Here is a 23,322-nt window from a genome sequence, read left to right as displayed (position 1 = left end):
ATGTCTTTTTCGGTTGGAATTGTAAAGGCGCTCGGAAATGAAACCGCTAATATCCCGCACATTGCTTTCATGTTTGCTTTTTCTAAGCTGCATGGCTATCCCAGCTCCTCTAAGCCTGGGTCAAACTAATTACACTGGTGGAAGTACAGTTGATTGCAATCTAACTCCTAATCCAGATCAATGCTGGCGTCAAAAAAACCAGCAAACCTGGACTCCTTCTAATATTCAAAACCTGCCGTTAAGCACCGATACTTGGGGTTTAAAAGGACCCTTAGCGGCCAGCTTAAAATACGACACCGATTTGGATTGGATATTGGGCCTTAACTACCTGCATATGTTTTCTGACCGCCTGGGTCTTGCGCTCAAAGCCACTTACGGACCTAATGAATGGCGCGGCAACCTCACCGCCGGCTATCGATTCAAAGATAAGCACCAATTCAAACTAACCTATGAATATTTAAATCAGAACCTACCCTATGATTTTGATACGGGTACCATCAATAGTCGCGTCTATCAGCATTCCTTTGGCGGTGCATACCAATATCTGTTCCAACGCGGAATAGTTCACAGCTTTGAACTCAGTGGTAATTATACTAAAGCGCCTAGCACTGATTTGCCTGGTGTTATATTTTATAATGGCGATGATGCCTATATTAATTTGCGTCGCATAGCAGGTGGTGGAGAGGTCACTGGTCTTGCTTCCGTCAATTTGTTACCTTGGGAAACAACATCATTGGCGTTGGGCGCAGGTTACAGCCAGATTACGTATGATACTTGGTTCGAAAACAATCAAAATGTTTCTACAGTAGCCTACAAAGCCGAGCTAAGCCATGTCTTCCATCCCACGATAAAAGCAACCGCTTCAGTGAATAACACGGCTTCCAGCACGGAATATAACGCTAAAGTCAGCAAACTGTTACCCAAAAATTTTGAAGTATCTCTCGGTGCCCAGCGTCAAGAAAGCCGTGGCAATTTGCAAGACGCTAACAGCCTCATGCTGGGAGTCAGCTATCCGGCTCCCAAATCGTATAGCATGAATAAGTTGGGTCAAGGCGCATTGGCAGAATTGAAAAGCTGGATTGACAAACCCGTAGTCTACTATAACCGTGTGCTAGCTGTCAGAGACCAGGCCGTCAAAAAATATGCCATCGCTTCACAACCTATCCCCTCTCAGACTAAAGCTATTAATCAAGTGATTGATAACGTAGATACGAAAAACTACTTCCAGTTTGATCCGAGAATGTTTGAGAAAGTCGATTTTTCGATGGTGATAGCACCCGTAGGTAGTCAAACCTCATCGCCTGATATGTCTCCAGCATTAAATATTATCATTACCCAGAAAAATGCTTACGAAGCGGTTGTATCCTCAGCTGCTCCCATTCCTGGCGGTCAAAGTCTGGAAGGCAAATACAATGTCACTATTACTGCCACAGGTACCCAACCTAACTTAAAAAATCCTGTCACAGAAATACGTACCTTTGTTTTGACAGTTACTTATGCTGGCCCGAGTTGGACGGCAAAATCTTTGCCAGCTGCAACGATTAATACCAATTACCCAGAGCCGGCAATTGATTTGTCCAAAGATAGCGGTACCATAAATGGCTTTGTCACCACCACTGACCTGCCGGATGATACCTATACCTTTAAAATCCTGAAAAGTCCTTCTTGGGTCATACTTCAAGATCAGCACTTGCTGGTTCCCAATGGTGTGGTGCAAGAATCGGACACCAAACCCGTTCAAATTGAAATTCAAGTAACCAGCAATACCTTAAAGGAATCTGCTACCAAAACCTTTGATGTGCAAATAAATGCCGGAGCACCAGTATGGTCTGAAAACCTGCCCGATGGACAATATGGTGTCATTTACCCTGGAGCCAATCTGAACACCTATGTCAAAACACCAGGTGAAACTGAAACCCAGTATACATTCAGACCCGATCGAACCTTGCCGGCTTGGTTGCAGCTGAATAACGAAACCGGCGCTTTAACGGGAATAAAAAATATCCCTGATGACGCTTCCATGGATACCCAAATCTATGTCACTGCCATAGATAAAAAAACTGGCCTCAGCAGCCCTGGTGTATTAACCATTCATCTTAAACCCGGTGCGCCGATCTGGATCGACAATACCTTGCCCGATGCGCAACAAGGAGTGGAATATGAACAAGTGGATTTAGCGCCTAAATTGCGCACCGCCGGTTTGCCAAATGGCGATACTTATAAAATGGCATTAGATGCCAACAGCCCGAGCTGGTTACAAATCATCGATGGACATTTCTTAACTGCGAAGGGCAAAGTGCCTACCGATGCGCCGAATACCGTCAAGCTGACCATCACGGCACATAGCGAGATCACTGGCCTCAATGCCAGTCAGCCATTTATCATAACCGTCACTAAGCAGGGTGCGCCTATCTGGAATCAGACGGATTTACCCAATGGTCAGTATGGGGCGCCTTATATTAATTTTGATCTACGTAAATATGTGACTACACCAGGCCGCAGCGATGACGAGTATAATTTCACGCTCAATGACAATTCCTCACTGCCGTCCTGGTTACAGTTCAATAACGGTGTGATCGATGCGGCGCCCAACGCAGTGATTCCAGAGGGTGCGCCGAGTGTGGTGGAAATTGGCGTCACCGTTAAAAGTACGTTGACTGGATTGAGTACTCCCGCTACGTTAGTCATGAAGATTCTGCCTGGTATTCCGGTTTGGACGGATAATACCTTACCCGATGCTCAGCAAGGTGTGCCATATGAAGGCGTTGATTTATCGCCAAAATTGCATACCCCAGGTTTGCCAAAAGACACTTATCAGATGGTGTTAACGGGAACTAATCCCTCATGGTTGCAAATTACTAATGGCCATTTTTTATCTGCTAATGGCGCAGTGCCAACTGATGCTCCCCCAGAAGTCTCGGTGGTCGTGACGGCAACTAGTGAGAATGCGCCAGGCAATCTCAAAGCGACGCAGACCTTTAACCTGGTTATTACCAAACCCAATGCGCCTATTTGGACTCAGACAGACTTGCCCAATGGCCAATACAATACGCATTACGGCATTACCGATTTACGCAGATATGTTACTACCCCAGGCAACTCCAAAGATCAATATGAATTTAGACTGGCATCGTCTTCATCGCCCTTACCCTCTTGGTTAGAGTTAAACAATGGTGTGCTACAAGGTAAAGGCGATATTCCCGAAAGCGCGCCGAATATTCTAGAATTACAAGTCATCGTCAAGAGCACGATCACCAATGCTGAAACCCAAGCTACCTTGGTGATAAATATTCTGCCGGGCAATCCCATATGGACGGATAACACCTTGCCGGATGCGCAGGAGGGTATTCTCTATCCAGATGTAGACTTATCCAAGAAACTACACACACCAGGATTAAGAGGAGATACCTACCAGATGACGCTATCTGGCAATCCTACTTGGTTAAAAATTGAAAATGGTACTTTTTTAACCGGCGCTGTTCCAAACAATGCACCCTCATCGATTAATTTCACGGTCACTGCGACCAGTCAAACGAATTCTGAACTCAGTTCTTCAGAGCCATTTGTATTGACTATTACTAAACCCGGTGCGCCCATATGGATTAATACTGCATTGCCTAATGGTCGTTACAATAATGTGTACAGCTCCTCTGTGGATCTGAATACTTATGTGAGCACGCCGAATAAACCCAATGAACAATATACCTTTACCGTAGATTCGGGTCAGCCATTGCCTTCGTGGTTAAAATTAGCCGATGGACATATTTTGACCGGTACCCAACAAATCATACCGGAAAGTACACCCACAGTAGTTAAATTACATATCACGGTAACTAACACTGAAAGAATAAGCACCTCCGGTATATTAATTATCAATGTACTTCCCGGCGCACCGATATGGAGCGGTAATTTACCCAATGCGCAATACAATGTGACCTACGGACATACTGACTTATTACCCTTAGTTCGCACGCCAGGTGCTGAAAGCGACAATTATCAATTTCATCTCGATCAAGCACCCGCTTGGTTAACCTTGGATACAGATGGCCATTCCCTAATAGGAAAATCAGCAGTTCCAGAAAATGACGCTTCCCCAGTCGTTGTGAAGATCACTGCCATCAGTGGCAGTTCCCAACTGTCCAGCCAACAGACATTTAGCGTGACTATCAATTCAGGTGCTCCGGTTTGGACAGATAACACATTACCTGATGCACAGCAGGGTGTGGACTATGTGGGCGCAGACTTATCTACTAAACTGCATACCCCAGGTTTGGCGAAAGATACCTATACCATGAAGCTAGAAACATCTGTCGATTGGCTACAGGTCACTGCAGAAGGTCATCTGCAAAGTACGGGTCCAGTTCCCGATAATCAAACTTCACCCGTCACGTTTACTGTCACTGCTACCAGCACAAATGGCCTAAGTGCCACGCAAAGTTTCAGCCTGACAATTACCCAGGCTGGCGCCCCCATCTGGATACGCACCAACTTGCCGGATGGTAATTATGGTATGCCTTACCAGGGATCAGTCGATCTGAAAACTTTAGTCAGTACACCCAATAACCCAACGGACACTTATACTTTTAGCCCGGATCAACCACTGCCAGCTTGGTTAACTTTGAATAGTAACGGCACGTTAATGGGTAATCAGAATGTCATCCCAGAAGATGCGTCCACTGTAGTCAGACTGCCTATTACTGTAACTAACCTCAAAGGCATCAGTACTCCCAGTATATTAATTATCAATGTACGCCCAGGTGCACCTATTTGGAGTGGCAGCCTGGCCGATGCGCAATATAATGTGACCTATGGTCAAGTCGACCTGTTACCCATGGTGCGCACTCCAGGCATGGCTTATGACAATTATCAATTTAAATTAGATCAAGCACCTGCATGGCTCGCATTAGGTAGCGATGGTCATAGCCTAATCGGTCAATCCCCAGTGCCGGAAACTGATGCGACGCCAGTCACCGTGAAGATTACTGCAACGAGTACCACATCGAAATTACCAACGCAGCAGACCTTCAGCCTCACCATCAAATCAGGAGCCCCTGTTTGGACTGATAATAGCTTGCCCGATGCACAGCAAGGCCAAACCTATACCGGCGCTGATCTAACGACCAAACTGCATACCCCAGGTTTGGCAAAAGATACCTATACCATGCAGTTGAATGCACCCGTCAGCTGGTTGCAGGTTACAACGGATGGACATCTGCAAAGCACAGGTGCAGTCCCCGATAATCAAACCTCGCCTGTCACGTTCACCGTCACTGCTACCAGCACCAATGGCCTGAGTGACACGCAAAGTTTCAGCCTGACAATTACCCAGGCTGGCGCACCCATTTGGATAGATACCAATCTTTCTGATGGTTATTATGGTGCGCCTTACCAGGGGTCAGTCGATCTGAAAACCTTGGTCAGTACACCCAATAACCCCACCGACACCTATACCTTTAGCCCGGATCAGCCGCTGCCGTCCTGGCTAACTTTAAATAGTGATGGGACGTTAACAGGGAATCAGAATGCGATCCCAGAAGATGCGACCACTATAGTCAAACTGCCTATTACCGTGACTAACCTCAAAGGCATCAGTACCCCTAATGTATTGATTATCAATGTGCGTCCGGGTGCGCCAATCTGGAATGGTAGCTTGAATGATGCGCAATACAATGTGACCTATGGACAGGTTGATCTGCTGCCAATGGTACGAACCCCAGGTATGGCATCCGATAACTATCAATTCAACTTGGATCAAGCGCCCGCTTGGCTGACCTTGGGTAGTGATGGTCATTCATTAGTTGGCCAATCCCCCGTGCCGGAAACCGATGCGACGCCAGTCACTGTGAAGATCACTGCCATCAGTGCTACCTCGAAATTACCGACGCAACAGACCTTTAGCATCACCATCAAATCCGGTGCTCCTGTTTGGACTGATGATACCTTACCTGATGCACAACAAGGCCAAACATACATAGGCACTGATCTGACGACCAAATTGCATACCCCAGGTTTGGCAAAAGACACGTACAATATGCGGTTAGATGCACCCGTCAGCTGGCTACAGATCACTGACGGACATCTGCAGAGTGTTGGCGCAGTACCCATCGATCAAACATCTCCTGTCACCTTCACTGTCACTGCAACTAGCACAGGCAATTCTTTAAGCGCACCACAAACTTTTAGCTTGACAGTAACCCCAGTTGGATCACCCATGTGGGATGTAACCGATCTACCCGATGGTAATTACGATGCCGTCTATGCAGATGGCAAGTTAATCAATCTCATTGATTATGTCAGCACCCCTGATAACATGAATGATGAATATACCTTTGCGCCTGCAGCCGGCGAAACCCTGCCTTCATGGCTTACCCTAGATCCAGATGGAATCATACAGGGCATTGGTAATATCCCTGAAAGTGCTCCCAGCATTGTCAGATTAAAAGTGACGGTAACCAGCACAATTTCTGGCAAGAGCACAACGGGCACTTTGCAAATTAATATCCGTCCAGGCGCCCCCATTTGGTCAGGTGATTTACCAGCAGCGCAATATAATGCAGTTTATCCCAAGACTAGCTTGCTACCTTTAGTTCGTACACCTGGCTTAACATCTGACACTTATCAATTTACCCTAGATCCGTCTGCGCCCTCGTGGTTAACCATAGATAATGGCGGTAATTTAGTAGGTCAGGGTACTGTGCCTGAGAGTGACATTTCACCCGTGACAGTAAAAATTACCGCAAGTAGTACGGGTGCACAATTAAGCACACCGCAGACTTTCAGCGTCACTATCAATCCGGGTAATCCTGAATGGATTGACACGACCATTCCTAATGCACAGCAAGGTCAGGTATACCCCGCAGTCGATTTAGCACTCAAACTTAAAACCCCAGGTCTACCAGGCGATACCTACCAAATAAATTTAGATTCTAATCTACCGTCCTGGCTGACCCTGGACAGTGACGGCCACACATTAATCGGTACAGGTCAAGTACCAGATCAACCAGGAACTACAGTCGATGTTAAAGTCACCGCAACTAGCCAGAAAACCAGCGGCAACCTGAAATCACCGCAGCAAAGCTTTACTATAAATATACTCGATGGCATAGGTTGGAGCGGTCTGAATCCAGATCAAGCAACAGCGGGTGAAAGCTACAGCTATGTAGCCGATAACCTCATCAGTTGCCCGACTAACCAAGTATGTTCAGTACTGTTATCTAATCTGCCTGATTGGTTAACTGCTCAGCCAAATCCTGATGGCACCACCACATTGGTGAGCAATCAAGTACCAGCTGCTGCCCAAGATCCTTCAGGCACTGTCAGCTTTGATGTGGCTGCCAGCACTAAATCAGGTCAAACCTTACCACCTAAAACTTTTAATATTGTCATAAATAATATACAGCCCAGATGGCAAAACCCAACTACACCGCCCACGGTAAATTATGATGGCACCAGCGATCTACACTTAATTCATCTCAATACTTACATCATTGAAGGTGCTACGAATCTAGTCATAACAGAAGGCACAGGGTTTGATGAAACCAAATGGAAACTAGTCAAAGAAGGTACAAATGACTACTACTTACAATATTTACCAGGCAGTGTGGATGATATTGGCAAAGAGTTTAGTGTTCCATTAATAGCGACCAACAGCACATCACAAACACCTAAAAACAATGCAGTTGAGGTGGTGGTTGGCCCCAATGCCGCCTTAGGTGCACCGGAAAAACAAACAGAAATTTCAGCTGCGGATATGGGATATCCATATCCTACAGTAGATTTAAATTCAGTCTTTAAAGCACCAGTGGCCGGAGATGTCCTGAGCTTTAATTTCACTGCTTCGGGTGGTAAGCCCTGGCTGGTTATTGAACCTTGCACTGCAGGCGGTAAGCCTTCCACTTGTCTTGCAGCCAAAGGCGATGTGCCCTTGTCAGATGATACTGATTTTACTGTGACTATCCATGCTCAAAGCAAGGCTTCCGGTCAATCAGTAGATCAAGAATTTACAGCACCCATTAATCAGCAGCATCCGATCTGGACACCCAATCCGAGTGGCGTTATCCAATTCAATAATATTGATGCAAGCCAAACTGCAGGCAGAATAGAATTAAATCAATTTATTACCGACCATACCGGTAATCAGAATGGCAGTCAGCAACCCCCCTTGCTATTCAAAATGCACGATGCTACGGATCCTAACTGGATGATTACCCAAGATCCTACTGATAAAAAATATTATTTGTCGATGACGGCCGCCAATCCAGCCTACAATAATGCGGCCTTAGTGGGCACAGAAATTGTTCCGGCGCCGGTAATAGACGCTTACAACAATACTTCCAGCCAAAATGCGCCGGTAACCAAGACCATCCAGGTGATTTCCGGTCCCGATGCCAGCTTAGGTGTGCCTACCAAACAAGCCGACATTGTCGATGCCAATATGGGTTATCCCTATGCTACAGTCGACTTAAACAGTGTCTTTAAAGCACCGATAGCAGGAGATACACTTAGCTTTAGTTTCACGAATGGAGGCGGTCAGCAATGGCTAGACATACAGCCCTGTACCATAGGTGGTAATGCTTCTACCTGCCTAGTAGCCAAAGGCGATGTGCCCTTGTCAGATGACCCTGACTTTACCGTGACCATTCATGCGCATAGTAATGCCTCGGGTCAATCCATCGATCAGCCGTTTACCGCCAAGCTTATTCAGCAACATCCCGAGTGGACACCGACGCCCACCGGCACTATACAATTCAACAATATCGATGCCAATGCGCCCACAGCTAGAATAGAACTGAGCCAATTTATCATTAGTAACACGGGCAATCAGGATGGTAGCGTGCAACCGCCGCTGTCATTCCAATTACATGATGAGAAAGACCCCAATTGGTTAGTGACCCGAGATCCTACCGATCATAAATACTATCTCACCATGACGGCCGCCAATCCAGCCTACAATAATGTAGCGCTGATAGATACAGAGATCGTTCCGGCGCCTGTGATAGATGCTTACAATAATACTTCCAGCCAGAATGCACCGGTGACTAAGACTATTCAGGTGACTTCGGGTGCAGATACCACACTTGGGCCTCCCACTAAAGAAACAAATATCGCCAATGCGAATATGGGCTATCCATATCCTACAGTCGACTTAAACACAGTATTTAAAGCACCGATAGCAGGAGATATCTTAAATTTCGGGTTCACTACCGGAGGCGGCCAGACATGGCTTGACATACAGCCATGTACCATAGGCGGTAATGCTTCTACCTGTCTAGTAGCTAAAGGTGATGTACCTATTTCCGATGATAAAGACTTCACTGTGACCATTCATGCTCAAAGCAAAGCTTCTGGTCAGTTCATCGATCAGGAATTTACGACACCCATTATTCAACAGCATCCCTTCTGGACAACCAACCCCAGTGGCATTATCCAATTCAACATTGCTGATCCGACTCAGGCTGCAGGTAGAATAGAATTAAATCAATTTATTACTGACCATACCGGCAATCAGGATGGTAGTCAGCAGCCGCCCTTGTTTTTCAAATTACATGATGAAAGTGACCCCAACTGGTTAGTAACACAAGATCCTACGGATAAGAAGTACTATTTATCCATGACAAAAGCCAATCCAGCCTACAATAATGTGGCATTACTCGCCACAGGTATGCCTATCAGTCCCGGACCATTGGTAGATGCTTATAATAATACTTCAAGCCAAAACGCCCCAGTGACTCATGCCGTTCAGGTCATTTTGGGTCCAGATGCCAGCTTAGGCGCGCCCACCAAACAAGCAAATATCTTAGATGCAAATATGGGCTATCCTTATCCAACCATTGATTTAAATAGTATCTTTAAGGCGCCGACAGCTGGGGATATTCTGAAATTCAAGTTCACCGCAGGAGGTGGTCAGACTTGGCTTGACATACAGCCTTGCACCATAGGGGGTAATGCCTCTACCTGCCTAGTAGCCAAAGGTGATGTAGCCTTGTCAGACGACACTGACTTTACTGTGACTATCAACGCCTATAGCTCTGCATCCGGCCAATCCATCGATCAGCCGTTTACTGCGAATCTTATTCAACAGCATCCAGATTGGACACCTGCGCCTGCCGGCACTATCCAATTCAACAGCATCGATACCACCGCGCCCGCCGCCAGAATAGAACTGAGTCAATTTATCACCAGTAACAAGGGTAATCAGGATGGTAGCGTACAACCGCCGTTGGTATTCAAATTACATGATGAGAAAGATACCAACTGGCTAGTGACGTATAATTCAACGGATAAAAAATATTATCTCACCATGACGGCCGCCAATCCGGCCTACAACAATGTAGCATTAGTTGGCACAGAGATCCTTCCTGCACCGGTGATAGATGCTTACAATAACACCTCCAGTCAGGATGTGCCGATGACCAAGACCATTAAGGTGACTTCCGGTACTGATAGCAGCAAACAGCCGGTATGGGATCCCAAAGCCACTATTCCTCCTGCGTATCTGGGATATGCCTATGGTGATACTAATGTCAGCACCGGTACCGTTGACTTGGCTGATCCCAGCAGAATTACCACGCCAGGAATTGCTAATGATACCTATACTTTTGATTGGGATCCGAGTGCACTGCCCCCTGATTGGTTGAGTTTCGATAAAACTCAACCTTCCCTATTAGTCAGTGATGGTGATGTGCCAACCTCGGCTACTGCTTTTGCTGTAGGTGTGATTGCGACAAGTAAAGCCACCGGCAACACGGCAAAAATACTTTTCAATGTGGGTGTGCAACCGACCTTGCCTAAATGGCAAAACGTGACTCAATCCACAATGTATTTTGACGACCTGTCTACCACCGTGCCAACAACAGCTACGAACCTGGCCAGCTGGATTACTACCGATTCCAACAAAGGTATACAGTTTCAAATAGACACTAGCGATCCAACGCATTGCGCGACCAACTTTAAGCCTGCCAATTGGAAGTTGGCAACTGGAACGGCGACCATATTGCGCACCACCAACGATCTCAGTGACATCTATGATGGTACTAATTCATCAACTATTGTCAGAATTCCAGTATTGGCAACCAATACTACTTCACCTGATGGAACTGGTACCGAACAATGTATTCCAGTTCAAGTCCAGCCACGACCAGGGGATAAACCCACCTGGAATAGCAAAACCCTGCCACCGATATATGGCACTTTTACTTATCCAAAACCTGGCAGCTCCACCATCGATTTGGGAACGTATCTGAACGATAACGGCAATACCGCATTTACCTGCAAATTAAATGATAATCCTGCGACACCCTCCTGGATGAAAATAACCAACAATCAACAACTGTCCAGTAATAATACAGTTGTGCCCCCCATTGATAATAGGCCAAGCGTTTCCATACAGTGCCAAAGCCAAAAGACCGGTCAATGGACAGATACTCCCAGTTCAGGTGCCGGTCTGTTTACGGTTGATGTCGCTCCCGTGCTAAAATCGGCAACTGACGCGGATATCCCCACCTTAACCAGCATCAAATTTGATCAAATAGATACTGGCTCAGGTATCAAGATCAATGACTTACTGGTTTCTGGCCGTAGTGGTGCCACAATTACCTTAAGCAGTGGCGGTGGTAGCAATCCAAACTATATAGCTGCCAATTGGGGATTAGCTACTGACAATAATGTCCAATATCTGCGTAGAAAAGCAGTAAACACTCAGATAGATGCCGCTGATCTGGTAAGTAATGAGGGTAAAGTCAGCATGAAATTGCAGGTGACTAACAATACGTCAACATTAAGTGATACCGCGACTTATCCTTTCACGCTATTGCCAGATCCTGATCTGAAATACACTTACACAGGTACTGGATTGGACACTAACTTGCGTGCACTAGAGCCGGATAGTGCCTCGAGCAGCACTTTCCAGACCTGGGTCTTGCTTGACGGCACTACAGTACAAGGTAGTGTGACCGACTCTAAAGGCACACAGTATTTGGTCATACACGATGGCGGCTTTACCTATTCCAATCCGGGCGGTCAGCCAAGTTTTATCGATTTTAATCCTAAGACTGCGCCTAAAATTAATATTGGTTATCCTACATACAGCGATCTTGGAGAGACTAACATCGCTTGGAATGTTAATGTCAGCACTATGGCAAATGGCAATAAATCAGTCTCTATGGCTATGCCGGCCTTTTCAGTCGATACAGTGACACTTGCGCCACCTGTTGCGCCGACTCCGCCGTACAGTGGCATTGTCAGTGGTATTATGACTATGGGTACAGATCATTATAGTGGTGGATTATCGCAGAATTATTGGACTTATCTATGGGTACAATTAAAGCCAAATACAAAATATAAATTATTACAGGCTGCCTATACTGCAACCGCTGGGGCGGGTATCACCAACCAGATTTGCAATGGTAAACAAACTCAGACAAAGAACGCCAACGTTTGTGGTGATTACAGTGCGGTACTCGGTCATTTGAAACCCGGTGGTGATGAATTTACGACAGATAGTACCGGTATCGTGACGTTAATAGTTGGTTCTATTAATAATGATGGCAGTCAAAACCGCTATCCAAAATTTGAAACAGACGCAAGCAATCCTTTTTCAACTGAACAAAATGTTGTTTTGCAGTTAAAGTAAGAATTCGTAAATCTCATCTCACCCCCTTTTCATAGGAGGAGCAATTACGAAAATTCAATTTTTAGCAGTTATTCCCTATCTGTAAACGGGATAATTACAAAATTTTCACAGACTATGGTATTGTCTGCTCATGTTTAATCACCTTGAATGCATCTTAATCAAGCGAAAGTTCTCGAATAGGGAATAATGAGTTGTTAGCGCGAAATCAAAAACTCATTATCTCCCCTATCTGCCCCCCAGGATCTGGGCGCTTAAAAATCACCATAGCACGGAGCTGAAGTTCACCCTGTAACTTATGGGGGACTTCTAGTTTTTATAAAATGTAGCAGCAAACGCGATGCTGCTTGTTAATTTTTATTATTTTTTATAGGCCGTATATGGAACACCCAAAAAAAGAAGAGTCCACTACAGATTTAGACAAAAAGTCCATTGAATCATCATCAGCGCCTGGTAGTTTATCAGATCTGACCGACCTGCCGACTCCAAGAGTGCCGGAATCAGAACCTATTAAACCCACTTCGCCAACACAGTTGCGCGTAGTGCCAGAAGTTGAGGTGCTCACCCCAACATCGGGGTCAGGATCAGGGTTAACTGACGTACTTACCTCTGTGCGATCAGAATCAGCATCAACTGAATCTATATTGGTTGGTTCCACCACATCGCCAAACCCACATTCGACTCCTTTAACTTCATCAACAATTCCAACAATCGACGATTCAGATGATGAGGAAGATTCGGAAATTGAAAAACTAACAGCAGAAAGTGATCTGATAGCTAAGGCTAGCGAATTAGAAAAACGCGCAGATAGCTTGTATCAGCAAGAATTAAAACTCATGGGAAAATTACTTAACACATTTGACCAAGACTTAGACAAAATTTGTGATTTCTACGCCTTATATTTAAACGTGTTAAAAAATCTAAAAAGTCCTTATAGAGATTATTTCGAAAAACATCGGACACTCGTGGGAAATTGGTTAAAAACCTTACAATATTCTTTTGTTTTTTATCATCAGGAGTTACAACCTGAGCGTAACTCAGAAACTAATACTCAAAAGAAAAAACGCACTAAATTGTTAGAGGAAGCATTGTGGCTTGAAGAATCAGTGATGAGAATTCTTAACCCTAAGAGTAAGCTCGATGAAGAAAATGAGGCTAAGGAAGAAAAAGATGAAGAGAAAGATGAAAAAGTAAAAGAAGTGGGGATACGTTATTCAAGAAAATATATATTGGATAAAAAACGCGCTTTGTCTCGGTTACAAAAACATTTTTCAGCTCAAAAAATAAGTACAACAACTTCTCTTGATGAAGACTGGGAGAGGTTAGGAGAAAATTGGCGTGACTGGGGAAACAAGATTATTAAAATAGCAGGGAAAATAAAAAATGCAGAGTTAGCTACTCAACTTCTGTACTTGGTACAAGTGCATTTAATCCAGCCTCCGCAAATTAAGGAAGTTAAACCGCTGCTGGATGTTAAGGTAGCAAGAGTAGCCTATTTATGTAAAGTAATAAAACAGCAAACAAAATTACGCAGTGATTTGTCACAACCGCTACATAAAGAAAAAACGTTAGATGACAATAAAGATGTAGATATAAAGCAAGTGAAAACAGAATCTTCTCCGGTAGAGGAGGTAGCACCTGAAAAGAAAAAGCCAAAGCAGAAGGAAACAGAATCCTCTCCAGCAGAGGAGGTGGTATCCGAAGAGCAAAAACTAAAGCAGAAAGAAACAGAGTCCTCTCTAGCAGAGGAGTCAGTATCTGAAGAGAAAAAGCTAAAGCAGGTAGAAGCAGAGTCCTCTCCAGCAGAGGAGGTAGTATCTGAAAAGAAAGTGCCCGAAAAAAAGAGAAAAAAAGATATAAAAGTATTGGCTTTGGAAGACCCCAGAAGCTTATTTATGCAACTGGCGGATTTTAAAGCCAATGGACTAAAGAAAAAAAATAAAAATTTTTATAATGAAAATAACCCAGATTTTAAAGTAAAAATCCAGAGAGTTTATGACTTAGTTAATGCAGAAACAGATGCGCGGGAAGCGAAATTAAAAGTTAAAAAACAAAACAAGGTTACGGTTTCACTGGTTGTAGATTCTGATCAGACTATCGACTGCGTACAAAAAACACTCAAATTTTTAGATAAAGAAATTGCGCAGGTTGAGCTGGATTTATTTAGTAAGCGCGCAGAAGCATTGCGGCCTAAAAGTCTCGGTGGTAAACCACAGCCCAATCTCCAAAAAATAGCAGACTATTTGCAAGAGTTGCAGCAGGCGCGTGCTGGGTTTGACAAGTTGTGTTCACGAGGTGAAGGTTCAATCTCTGCTCTAAAGAAAGAATTAACAGCCAATGATGCAATGATAAAGCAATTGCGTGCTGAACTTGCCGCGGGAGAAGAGGCAGGTCGTGAAGTTAAAATGCGTCAAAAACAATTGAAAAAACTTAAGACGAAAGATCCAAGACCAAAGAATTTTGATAAGGTTGAAGCGAAACTCTTTAAATCACTGGAGAAAGCACAAAAAAAGCATAACCGTGGGCAAGAAATAACTAGCAATCGTGAGTTGACGATAGCCCGTGCCCGACAAAATCTACTCACACAAAGACTTGGATTAATGGAAAGAGGGAACCAAGTTTTATATCACGCTCTAGTTTTAGCCATGAATGAAGCACATGGTAAAGGAATCGAAGAGAGCACATCATCGGCAGCTCGATCACTTATCACTGCCTTACCCCGTATTGAGACCGTCGATGCTCGGACTAGAGTAGAGAATGAAGAACTAAGAGATTTACTAAATCATCTAGATACCGCCAAAAAGAATTGGGAAGAAAGTGTAGCAAATCGAGCAGAACGACAGAAAAACACGGATGCAGATCACCTCTCTGATTTTAAGTTAAGAAGCCCATCGGAAGTAGGTCTACCTAAAGAAAGCATGATAGACCAGTTATTACCAAGAGTTTCTTCATCTGCGCAGATTTATGTTGAGCCTGGATTAGAGCTAGCTAATGTTGCCGAGCAAAATGCGCAAATTACTTACAAATTATTGGCAGACGAAGTTTTGTCAAGAGTGCAACACAGCCATGATAAAAAACAAAAACAGCCATTTGCAGGACTGGAGCAACAAAGACGTAGCGACATAGCAGAACTGGAACTGCAGCGCGAAAAATTAGTAAAAGATTTCAAAAGTATTCAAGAGCAAGAATATGATCTACAGCAAGCAGAAGTAAAATTTTCAGAACTGAATCAAGAATACAGTCAGCACAAGACTGAGATGGAGAAAAAAGCCAAACAATTACTGGAACAAGTACAAGCATTTTATGGTCAGCCTGATTCAACATTGCAAGTACCTAATACCCTCGAAGAAGTCTTAAAGCTCATGAGCGATGATGCGAGTTCAATGTCTACAGATCATCCTTCCATCTTTCCTTCTTCCTTGAGGAAGTTAAGATCAGAATATGAAGCATTAGCTAAAAAGGTTGCAACGGAAGAAAGACAAATAAGTAGCACTGAAGAGGAAAAAACACGTAAAAAACAATATTTATCAAGCACAGTCATAGATAGCCAAAATTATGTACGAGAAAAAGCTTTGCCACAAAATGCTATAATGGGAGTGAGGGCTTTTAACAGTGCGCTTCTACCTCCTCCGCCACAACCCAAACGTAAAAGTAAAATCTCCCCAGAGTCACTGCCGTTATCACGTAGTGTCATACCTGCGTCAACAGCTGATACGGCATCTGCACTTTTAACAACGCCAGCCACTGAAATAAAACAAAGAAAAACCTTTAATTTCCAAGGACCATTAAGCCACGCTTTAGCAGAAAATCTAGTTAAGGCGATTGATTCAGCTGAAAAGTCAGAAGTTTTACCCAAAGAAATTAATTGTGCTAATCCAGATTGGGATAGCGAATGGAAACAGAGGCATGCAACCAGTTTTTCTGATGATCTAACTGATACTGGTTCTTTAGATGAATTACGTCTTTTTCTACAGGTCAAACATTCAGCGTTAGCTGATCGAGATTCTTATGAACTGCAAGTTTCTGGATTAGGAGCTGTACGCGTATTTCCCCCTAAAAAATCCATGAATATTCGCTTTGAAAGAGACGATATTTTAGACCAGGGAATGGAGTACACACGAGCAGCATTGGAAATTTTAAAATATGCCCCACAACATTTTGAAAGACAAAATTTGGCTTTTATAAAACAAAAACTGCAACTTTTTCATGACACAATTCACCTACGTAGTATGTCTAATCCTGATGATAGGAAAATCATGAAACAAGCGCTGCGTCAATTAGGCGGTGCTTTGACTGCCGTATTGCGAGCCAATAAACTTTGCAAAGACCACGAGCAAGCAAAATCTGCCATCCAAGCCATGTGGAAGATGGAGTTATTAAAATATACCGGCAAAGTGGCATTTTGTGTGCTGATACCACAACCTGCAGATAGTAAGGAAATGACAGCAGATAAGGCGGGTTTTCGGGTAGAATTTTATAAACAAGTTCGGGTAGGAGTTCCCAATATTCCTGGTGGTGTTAAAGATCCCTGGGACAACTATGAAAAATCTCAATGGTATAAAGATGCAGTCAAAAAAATAGGTCCCTGGTTTGCACGTTACGCTAGTGAAAATCTCGAAACTTTGCGAACAACACCGACTGACGCAGCACTACGTTTTCTACCAAATCCCGCGACTGCGCTGGATAACACAGCATTCACCGTCAATGGAGAAAAACAAATAGTTTCTGCGCTGTCCCGGGACATGGTATCAGCATTTCCTGAACCGTATAAAATCGAAGATGAAAAAGAACGTAATGAAATTAACAAATCCAATTATCTGGCAATGGTCATAGGAGAGCAAGGTAATAGATTGAAAGCTTATTTACGTACATTCTTTGAGAATAGGCAACTGCCATTACTTCAGGATCGTCGCGGTCATTTAATTGTGCCGGTTACCCACCACACCTTGGTAGGTGCACCCAAGTCTGATTCAGGAAAAAGCTTCAAAAAATCCGCAAGTAAAAAAGCTGCCAATCAGGCATTTAAAGATTTTTTAAAGATGAATATACCTTGGTTGCTGTCGGATGGTAACGTAGAGTTTTATGCACCTGGTGTAAAACCTGAGGATGATAAAGCGCAATGTATTGATGTCCGTGTAAAGGAGGTTAATGACCATGTCAATATGTGGGGTGATATTAAAGGCTATGGTAAAAATTCAGCTGAGGTTGCAGATACGCGTGATTTATTGAATATGGCTGCTGATCTTCTGAAAAAATTTGAAATGCAAGTTCCAAAAGAAATCCAATCTAGTCTGCAAACGATAACTGATTTCTTAAAAGGCGATGCAAAACCGGTTATCCGAAATAAAAATAACAGCAACGTTGGAGATGCACTGCAAAAACTGACAGCTTATTTATGTTCAGCAGCTAACGAACTCAGACGGCCGGATGACGTTGTCATGAACAAGTCCGCTAAACGCGAGTTAGCAATACTCACGCAAGCAGCTGCCGAACTTGCCACTGTTCATCTTGGAAGAGATTGGGCTATCTACAAACATCCTAAAGGCCATAAACCACGGAAAAAAACCCATGAAGCAGTAGCAACCGCGATGCTCGCCAAAAGACTAGGTGTGACCGTTGGAGGTTGCATGAGTTCGGCAGATCGTAAGCAAGAAATAAAAGCTTTGGAAGTTTTGAATGAACTTTTGTTCGACTTGACGCATTCTGTCCTAACCTATAATGGACCTCTTACTCTTAAACAGGCGCTGGAAAAATGTGGAAATCATTGCCCTACGCAACTCAAGCATACCTTGTTGGGATTTTTTTTAGGCACTCCGATTTCCAAAGATGATGAGACACGCAAAAACATTCCTCCTGCAGGAAAACCCCATGTGCTTTCTGAGCAGGAATCAGATCTGGAAAAAATCTTATCCAAAGAATTCAAATTTACCCGTAAATTTTCTGCCGATGAGTCAGTGGTTTTTTCTTTGGAATTGACCGACTCCAAACAGCAGACACAAGAAAAGACCATACTAACCGCAGAAACGGAGTTAATGGATATCCCGGGCAAGCCGAATGAAAAGAAATCCGACAAACAGCCCTCTGAAGTGGATTTAGGCAGAGAACAAAAAATAAAACAACGCGCGCCACAAGAGCCACTGCAATTCTTAAAAGATACCTTAAGTGAAATCAACAGCTGTCATAAAAAATATCTTAAAGATGAAAAAGCAGAAAAAGTCTCTGGGGATAATCGCATCGATATTGGTAAGGACAGCACAAAAAAATTACTTAAAGTATCCAGATTGGCAATTAAAGAGGTTGCTAAATTAACGCGCGCCCAAAAGTGTGGCACTATGGCATTGGATGCAACCCTTGGTGATAAAAACTATATCGTTGCTCTAACAAAAATAGCAGGTGTGCTAGATGCATACAGACAAGAACTGAACAGAAACGATCTTGCTCTGAGTCAAGAACAGATAATGCCAGTCACTGTTTTAGAGGGTTTAGCTAAGAAGTTGAACCAATCTGTGAAATCAGCGTACTCAGATTTAGAAAAACTTGGAGCAACTCTGAGTAAACAGCAAGAAACCCTTTTGGAAAAACTTGCTGAACTGGAAGATGATCTGTCTTGCTTGAAGGGGGGTTTAGTTGTACATCCCGTTTTGCAAACAGAAAGCGGCTATTTAAATTTTCAGACTAAAATTGATGAGCCTATTATTCTGGATATCCCTGAGGAGAATTTTGAGGACTCTGCACAATTATCTACGCCCAATCTTACGAAACCACCGATTGAACCACCGCCACCACCACCTGAACTACCTTCAAGTCAACAGGCCATAACCGCTTTGACCAATGTATTAAACAGTATTGCGGTGTTTAATGGACATTCCTATGCTGGCGATACATATGATGCAGAGGCTAAACTACGCGATGAAATCTCTAAGCTTGAAGAGCTGCAAAGAACCGGCAAGTTAGAAGACGGACATTTTTCATCAACCGTTTATTTTTTGGCACTACAAGCCGCAGATAAATTTTTAACATTGAAATTGCAATCAGCAGGTACTGAAAATCAAGAGGAGTTCAGAATAAATTTATTAACCAACCTATCGCCAGCTGTCCCCACAATGATAGCACACCTTAGGGAACCTCTTCTGCTACTGACAAAACAACAGAGTTCCCTACTTAATTCGTTGGAAACTACATTTAATGGACTACGAAAAAGTGTAGCGCAGTTGTCTGGGGAGGAGAAATTGTACGAGAAAAAATCTGGCTCAAATAGTTCTGAGCCCATTTCTACTCTACATGTTCGATCCATAGCTTCACTGGATTCACAACTACTAACTCCGCCACCCCCCCCCTCAGATGAAGAGAATGAACCAGCGAGTTTTTCTGCGTCTACAACTACAGTTATGTCTTCAAGTAGTTCACCGTTATCGTTTACAAACTTTTCCCAACCTTCCGATTCAAAAATTAGTGAATTCGCGCTCGCTTCTGCTATGTTATCGTCTCTCAAAGGTAGAGATATTGATGACGAAAAAACTACGCCTGACAAAACACCTGTGCCCAATGAATCTAACACGAATGAGGAGATTTTTGATTTACAAGCGGCAGAAATATCAGTGGCCGGTCAATCGTCAGCCTATTCAATGGGATCGGAATCTTTTAGGGAATTACAATCGGTGACTGTCGCAACGGTGCTTACAACACAAGAAATCAGACAAGCACAACTGAATTCAGGCGATCAGAGTCAACTTATTGGAGGCTCTTCTGCAAGCTTTGAAACTGATTTAAGCAAAGCCATTCAAGCTTCATTTGATTCGCAAAAAGAGGAAATAGCAACGCCTAATCAAATTTCAACTAGTTCTTCGGGTATCCCACCTGTATCTCAGGCATCAGGTGCACAAGCTCAATCTTCTTCTTGGGATTCGTTTGATACTTTTTTTCCTCTTGAAGCAAAAGCACAGCCTACTCAAATTCTAACCAGTTCATCAATGCCATCTAGCCCTTCAGCTATTCCATTCTTATCTCAGACATCATCTAGTACAAAAGTCCAACCTTCCTCATCCTCTTTGGCTTCATTTGATACTCTTTTTCCGCCTAAAGCAAATCCTACTCAAATTCAAACCAGTTCATCAATGCTATCTAGTCCTTCGGGAATTCCATCATCTTCGTCTCAGTCATCGCCTCAAGCTCAACTTACTTCTAGTTCATCTGGTTTGGCTTATTCTCAATCGTTTCCATCAGCTCGACCTTCGGTCTCATCCAACCCTCGAAATTCAATTTCATTCAAGACCAGTGATAGTGTAATTCAAGTTCAACCTTCGTTTGTTGATGATTTTGAGAAGAAAAAAAGTCAGCCCTTCTTCAGTAGTTGGTTGAGTGCTGTAAAAAACAAGATCATGGGACCACCAACAGGGGTTAAAGAACGACTATTGGATGAAAAAGAGCGAACCCCGTATGGTTCTTCTAAAGGGGATGAAGAGTTAGAAAATCCAGTTGGCCGTCAGAAAAAAACACCAAAAAAGAAACCACCAAAGAAAAGTGTGGTTCCTGATTCGGAGATGGATGATATTTTGGCAAGCCTTTGGAAGCAGGATCCTGAAAAAAAACCGCAAGAAAGACCAACAGTTGTAAAGTCAATCAAAAATATTTTTGGATGGTTTTTGCCCGATAAGCCTCCCACTCCAGGATCTTCAATAGGGCACTCCTCTCAAGATTCGCTAGCGCGTTTGGAGAAAGGTGTGGATGATGAGTTGGAGAGGCAAGAGGCTGAGGAAGAGAAGAAGCGTAAGCATGCGAATGATAACCTGTCGGTAAAATCAGATGAAGAACTCTCGATAGGGGATTCCAATGATGCGGAGGAACTTCCGGGATTCGACTTAGAAGATGTATTGGATTCAGTCAACCAGAGAAACCAACGTGAACATGATCTTAAACAACCTCTGCTTGTTAATGTAGAACAGGTTGCTCCAGAGGAGGAGGAAGATGATGATGGTTTAAACTTTGTTTGGCCTCCGGCAGCCAAGGCGGAGACAGACTGGTCCTACCTGCATTATCTCGTAGCGCTCGCTGCCTCTTTTTTAGGTGTGGGTTATCCGGCAGTACGTTCCGGTTGGCAGAATTCTTATGTGCCCGTACTGCAAATTTTGGCGGATCATCCACAGTCCGCTTCGGGAGTGGGTGCATTTTTATATTCTTGGGTTTTCAGTAGAGATAGAACTCCCCCACCCATAGTAGAGTTATTTTTACAATTGGCTGATGCACGATTTATATTAGCAAAAGAGGGTGATTTAACCGAAAAGGATAAAAAATTTCTACGTGCATTTGCAAAATTAATGTTGGATGTCATTAATCCATACTCAGGAACCGGTGCGCGTTTTCGGTGGGAGCAACTGACGGGGGCATCTCGAGAACAAATAGGCGCAACATTGCAGGCTATTATCAGTAAACAAGATATTACTTCAGAAAGGCGCAAGCGACTTATCGATTTAATCGATGACCTTAAAGAGAATGAATTTTATCTAGATGTTCCTGCACCTAGACCTAGTTGGGTAACGAAAATTTCTCCTCTATTTCGAAATGTTGCAACTTTCACATTGGATAGTGCCATATCCCTGTTAGCTGCTACTTATACAGGTAATATATTTGGCTGGAACACTGCTATCCTAAATACCGCAGAAGAGGATACCGATTGGCAAAAATCGTTAAATAATCTGCTGGCAGGTTTAATTTGGATTATACCGCCGCTTGTAGGCATGGCTTCATTACGGTTACAACGTCTATTAGCCGAGCCACCCGATAATTTTACTGATTATAAGCATATGGCGCGCTCACGGGATCATGATAGAGACAGAGCATTGCACCCGGGAAGTAAGCAAGCGATCGATGATGACAAAAAACCTGGACAGATGAACAGATTGAACTCAAGATTTCAGCGACCGGAATGGCAGGGGGCTGGAAGTTGGGGAGATTGGCTGCGCAGAACTTTTGCCTTTCCTTTAGGCACTTTAGCATGTTTGCCGCATGATCTTCAGGTCAGGTGGATTGTTGATGCGACAGTCGCCTTAGAGGGAGCCGCATTATTTTTTTCGCGTCCTGAAAATATAGATATTTTACAGGTGGAATTAACCATCCTTGGTTATTTCGCACCCCGGGTTATCCAAGATGCGATCGGCATTGTTAGAGCATGGTACCATTCTGATGAGCCGGGTCCACGTTCTTCAGCTGAATCTAAACGTAAGCGGATTTCACCTGAGCCTGTAGAGCTAAATGATTTGAATCCACAACCACAAGGTGCTCAGCAAGTAGGTGGAGATGGGGTTCTACAACAGCTCCCTGACATAGCTGATCCAGAGCCGCCAGAAGCAAAACTAATAGTACAAGGGACAGGGAGCGCACCTGCAATTCTCTCTTCATCATCATCTTCTTCCTCAACCGGACAATTGATAACGAAGCTGTCTCCTCAGGGTGATCCTTTGCCACCCCCCCCACCGAAGAGTCCCTCTAAAATACCAGGTACTGAAAGTTCAAACATATCAAGCAGTTCGTTAGCAATACCTCCAGCGAGGAGTTTTTTTGCTCACCCTTCTGCAGCGGCATTGACTGATGGGGTTGCACAGAGTTCTAGTAGCTCTAGACCAAATCCTTTGGTAGAAGATGATAAAGAAAATAGTTTGAACTCGGGTAAAGAGTTTTAAAATCTGGCAGTGCTTCCA

The 23,322-nt window shown here is 43.7% G+C and carries 2 protein-coding genes; both read left to right on the top strand.

Annotation, left to right across the window (positions count from 1 at the left end):
• Positions 1–37: 37 nt before the first annotated feature.
• Positions 38–12,631, top strand: a complete 12,594-nt coding sequence (locus tag VHE99_02325; protein HVV67860.1) for a putative Ig domain-containing protein — start codon at positions 38–40, stop codon at positions 12,629–12,631.
• Between the two features lie 377 nt (positions 12,632–13,008).
• Positions 13,009–23,304 carry a hypothetical protein gene (locus VHE99_02320; GenBank protein ID HVV67859.1) on the top strand — a complete coding sequence of 3,432 codons (10,296 nt, stop codon included), beginning with the start codon at positions 13,009–13,011 and terminating at the stop codon, positions 23,302–23,304.
• Positions 23,305–23,322: the final 18 nt, after the last annotated feature.

This window comes from Gammaproteobacteria bacterium (assembly GCA_035546635.1).
GTDB lineage: Bacteria > Pseudomonadota > Gammaproteobacteria > JAURND01 > JAURND01 > DASZWJ01.
The sequence above is the reverse complement of the archived record's forward strand: the minus strand, read 5'-3'. Positions and strand labels throughout refer to the sequence as shown.

Excerpts from the sequence above, each read along its gene's own strand:
- VHE99_02325 (HVV67860.1), top strand. The coding sequence starts at position 38 with ATGAAACCGCTAATATCCCGCACATTGCTTTCATGTTTGCTTTTTCTA.
- VHE99_02320 (HVV67859.1), top strand. The coding sequence starts at position 13,009 with ATGGAACACCCAAAAAAAGAAGAGTCCACTACAGATTTAGACAAAAAG.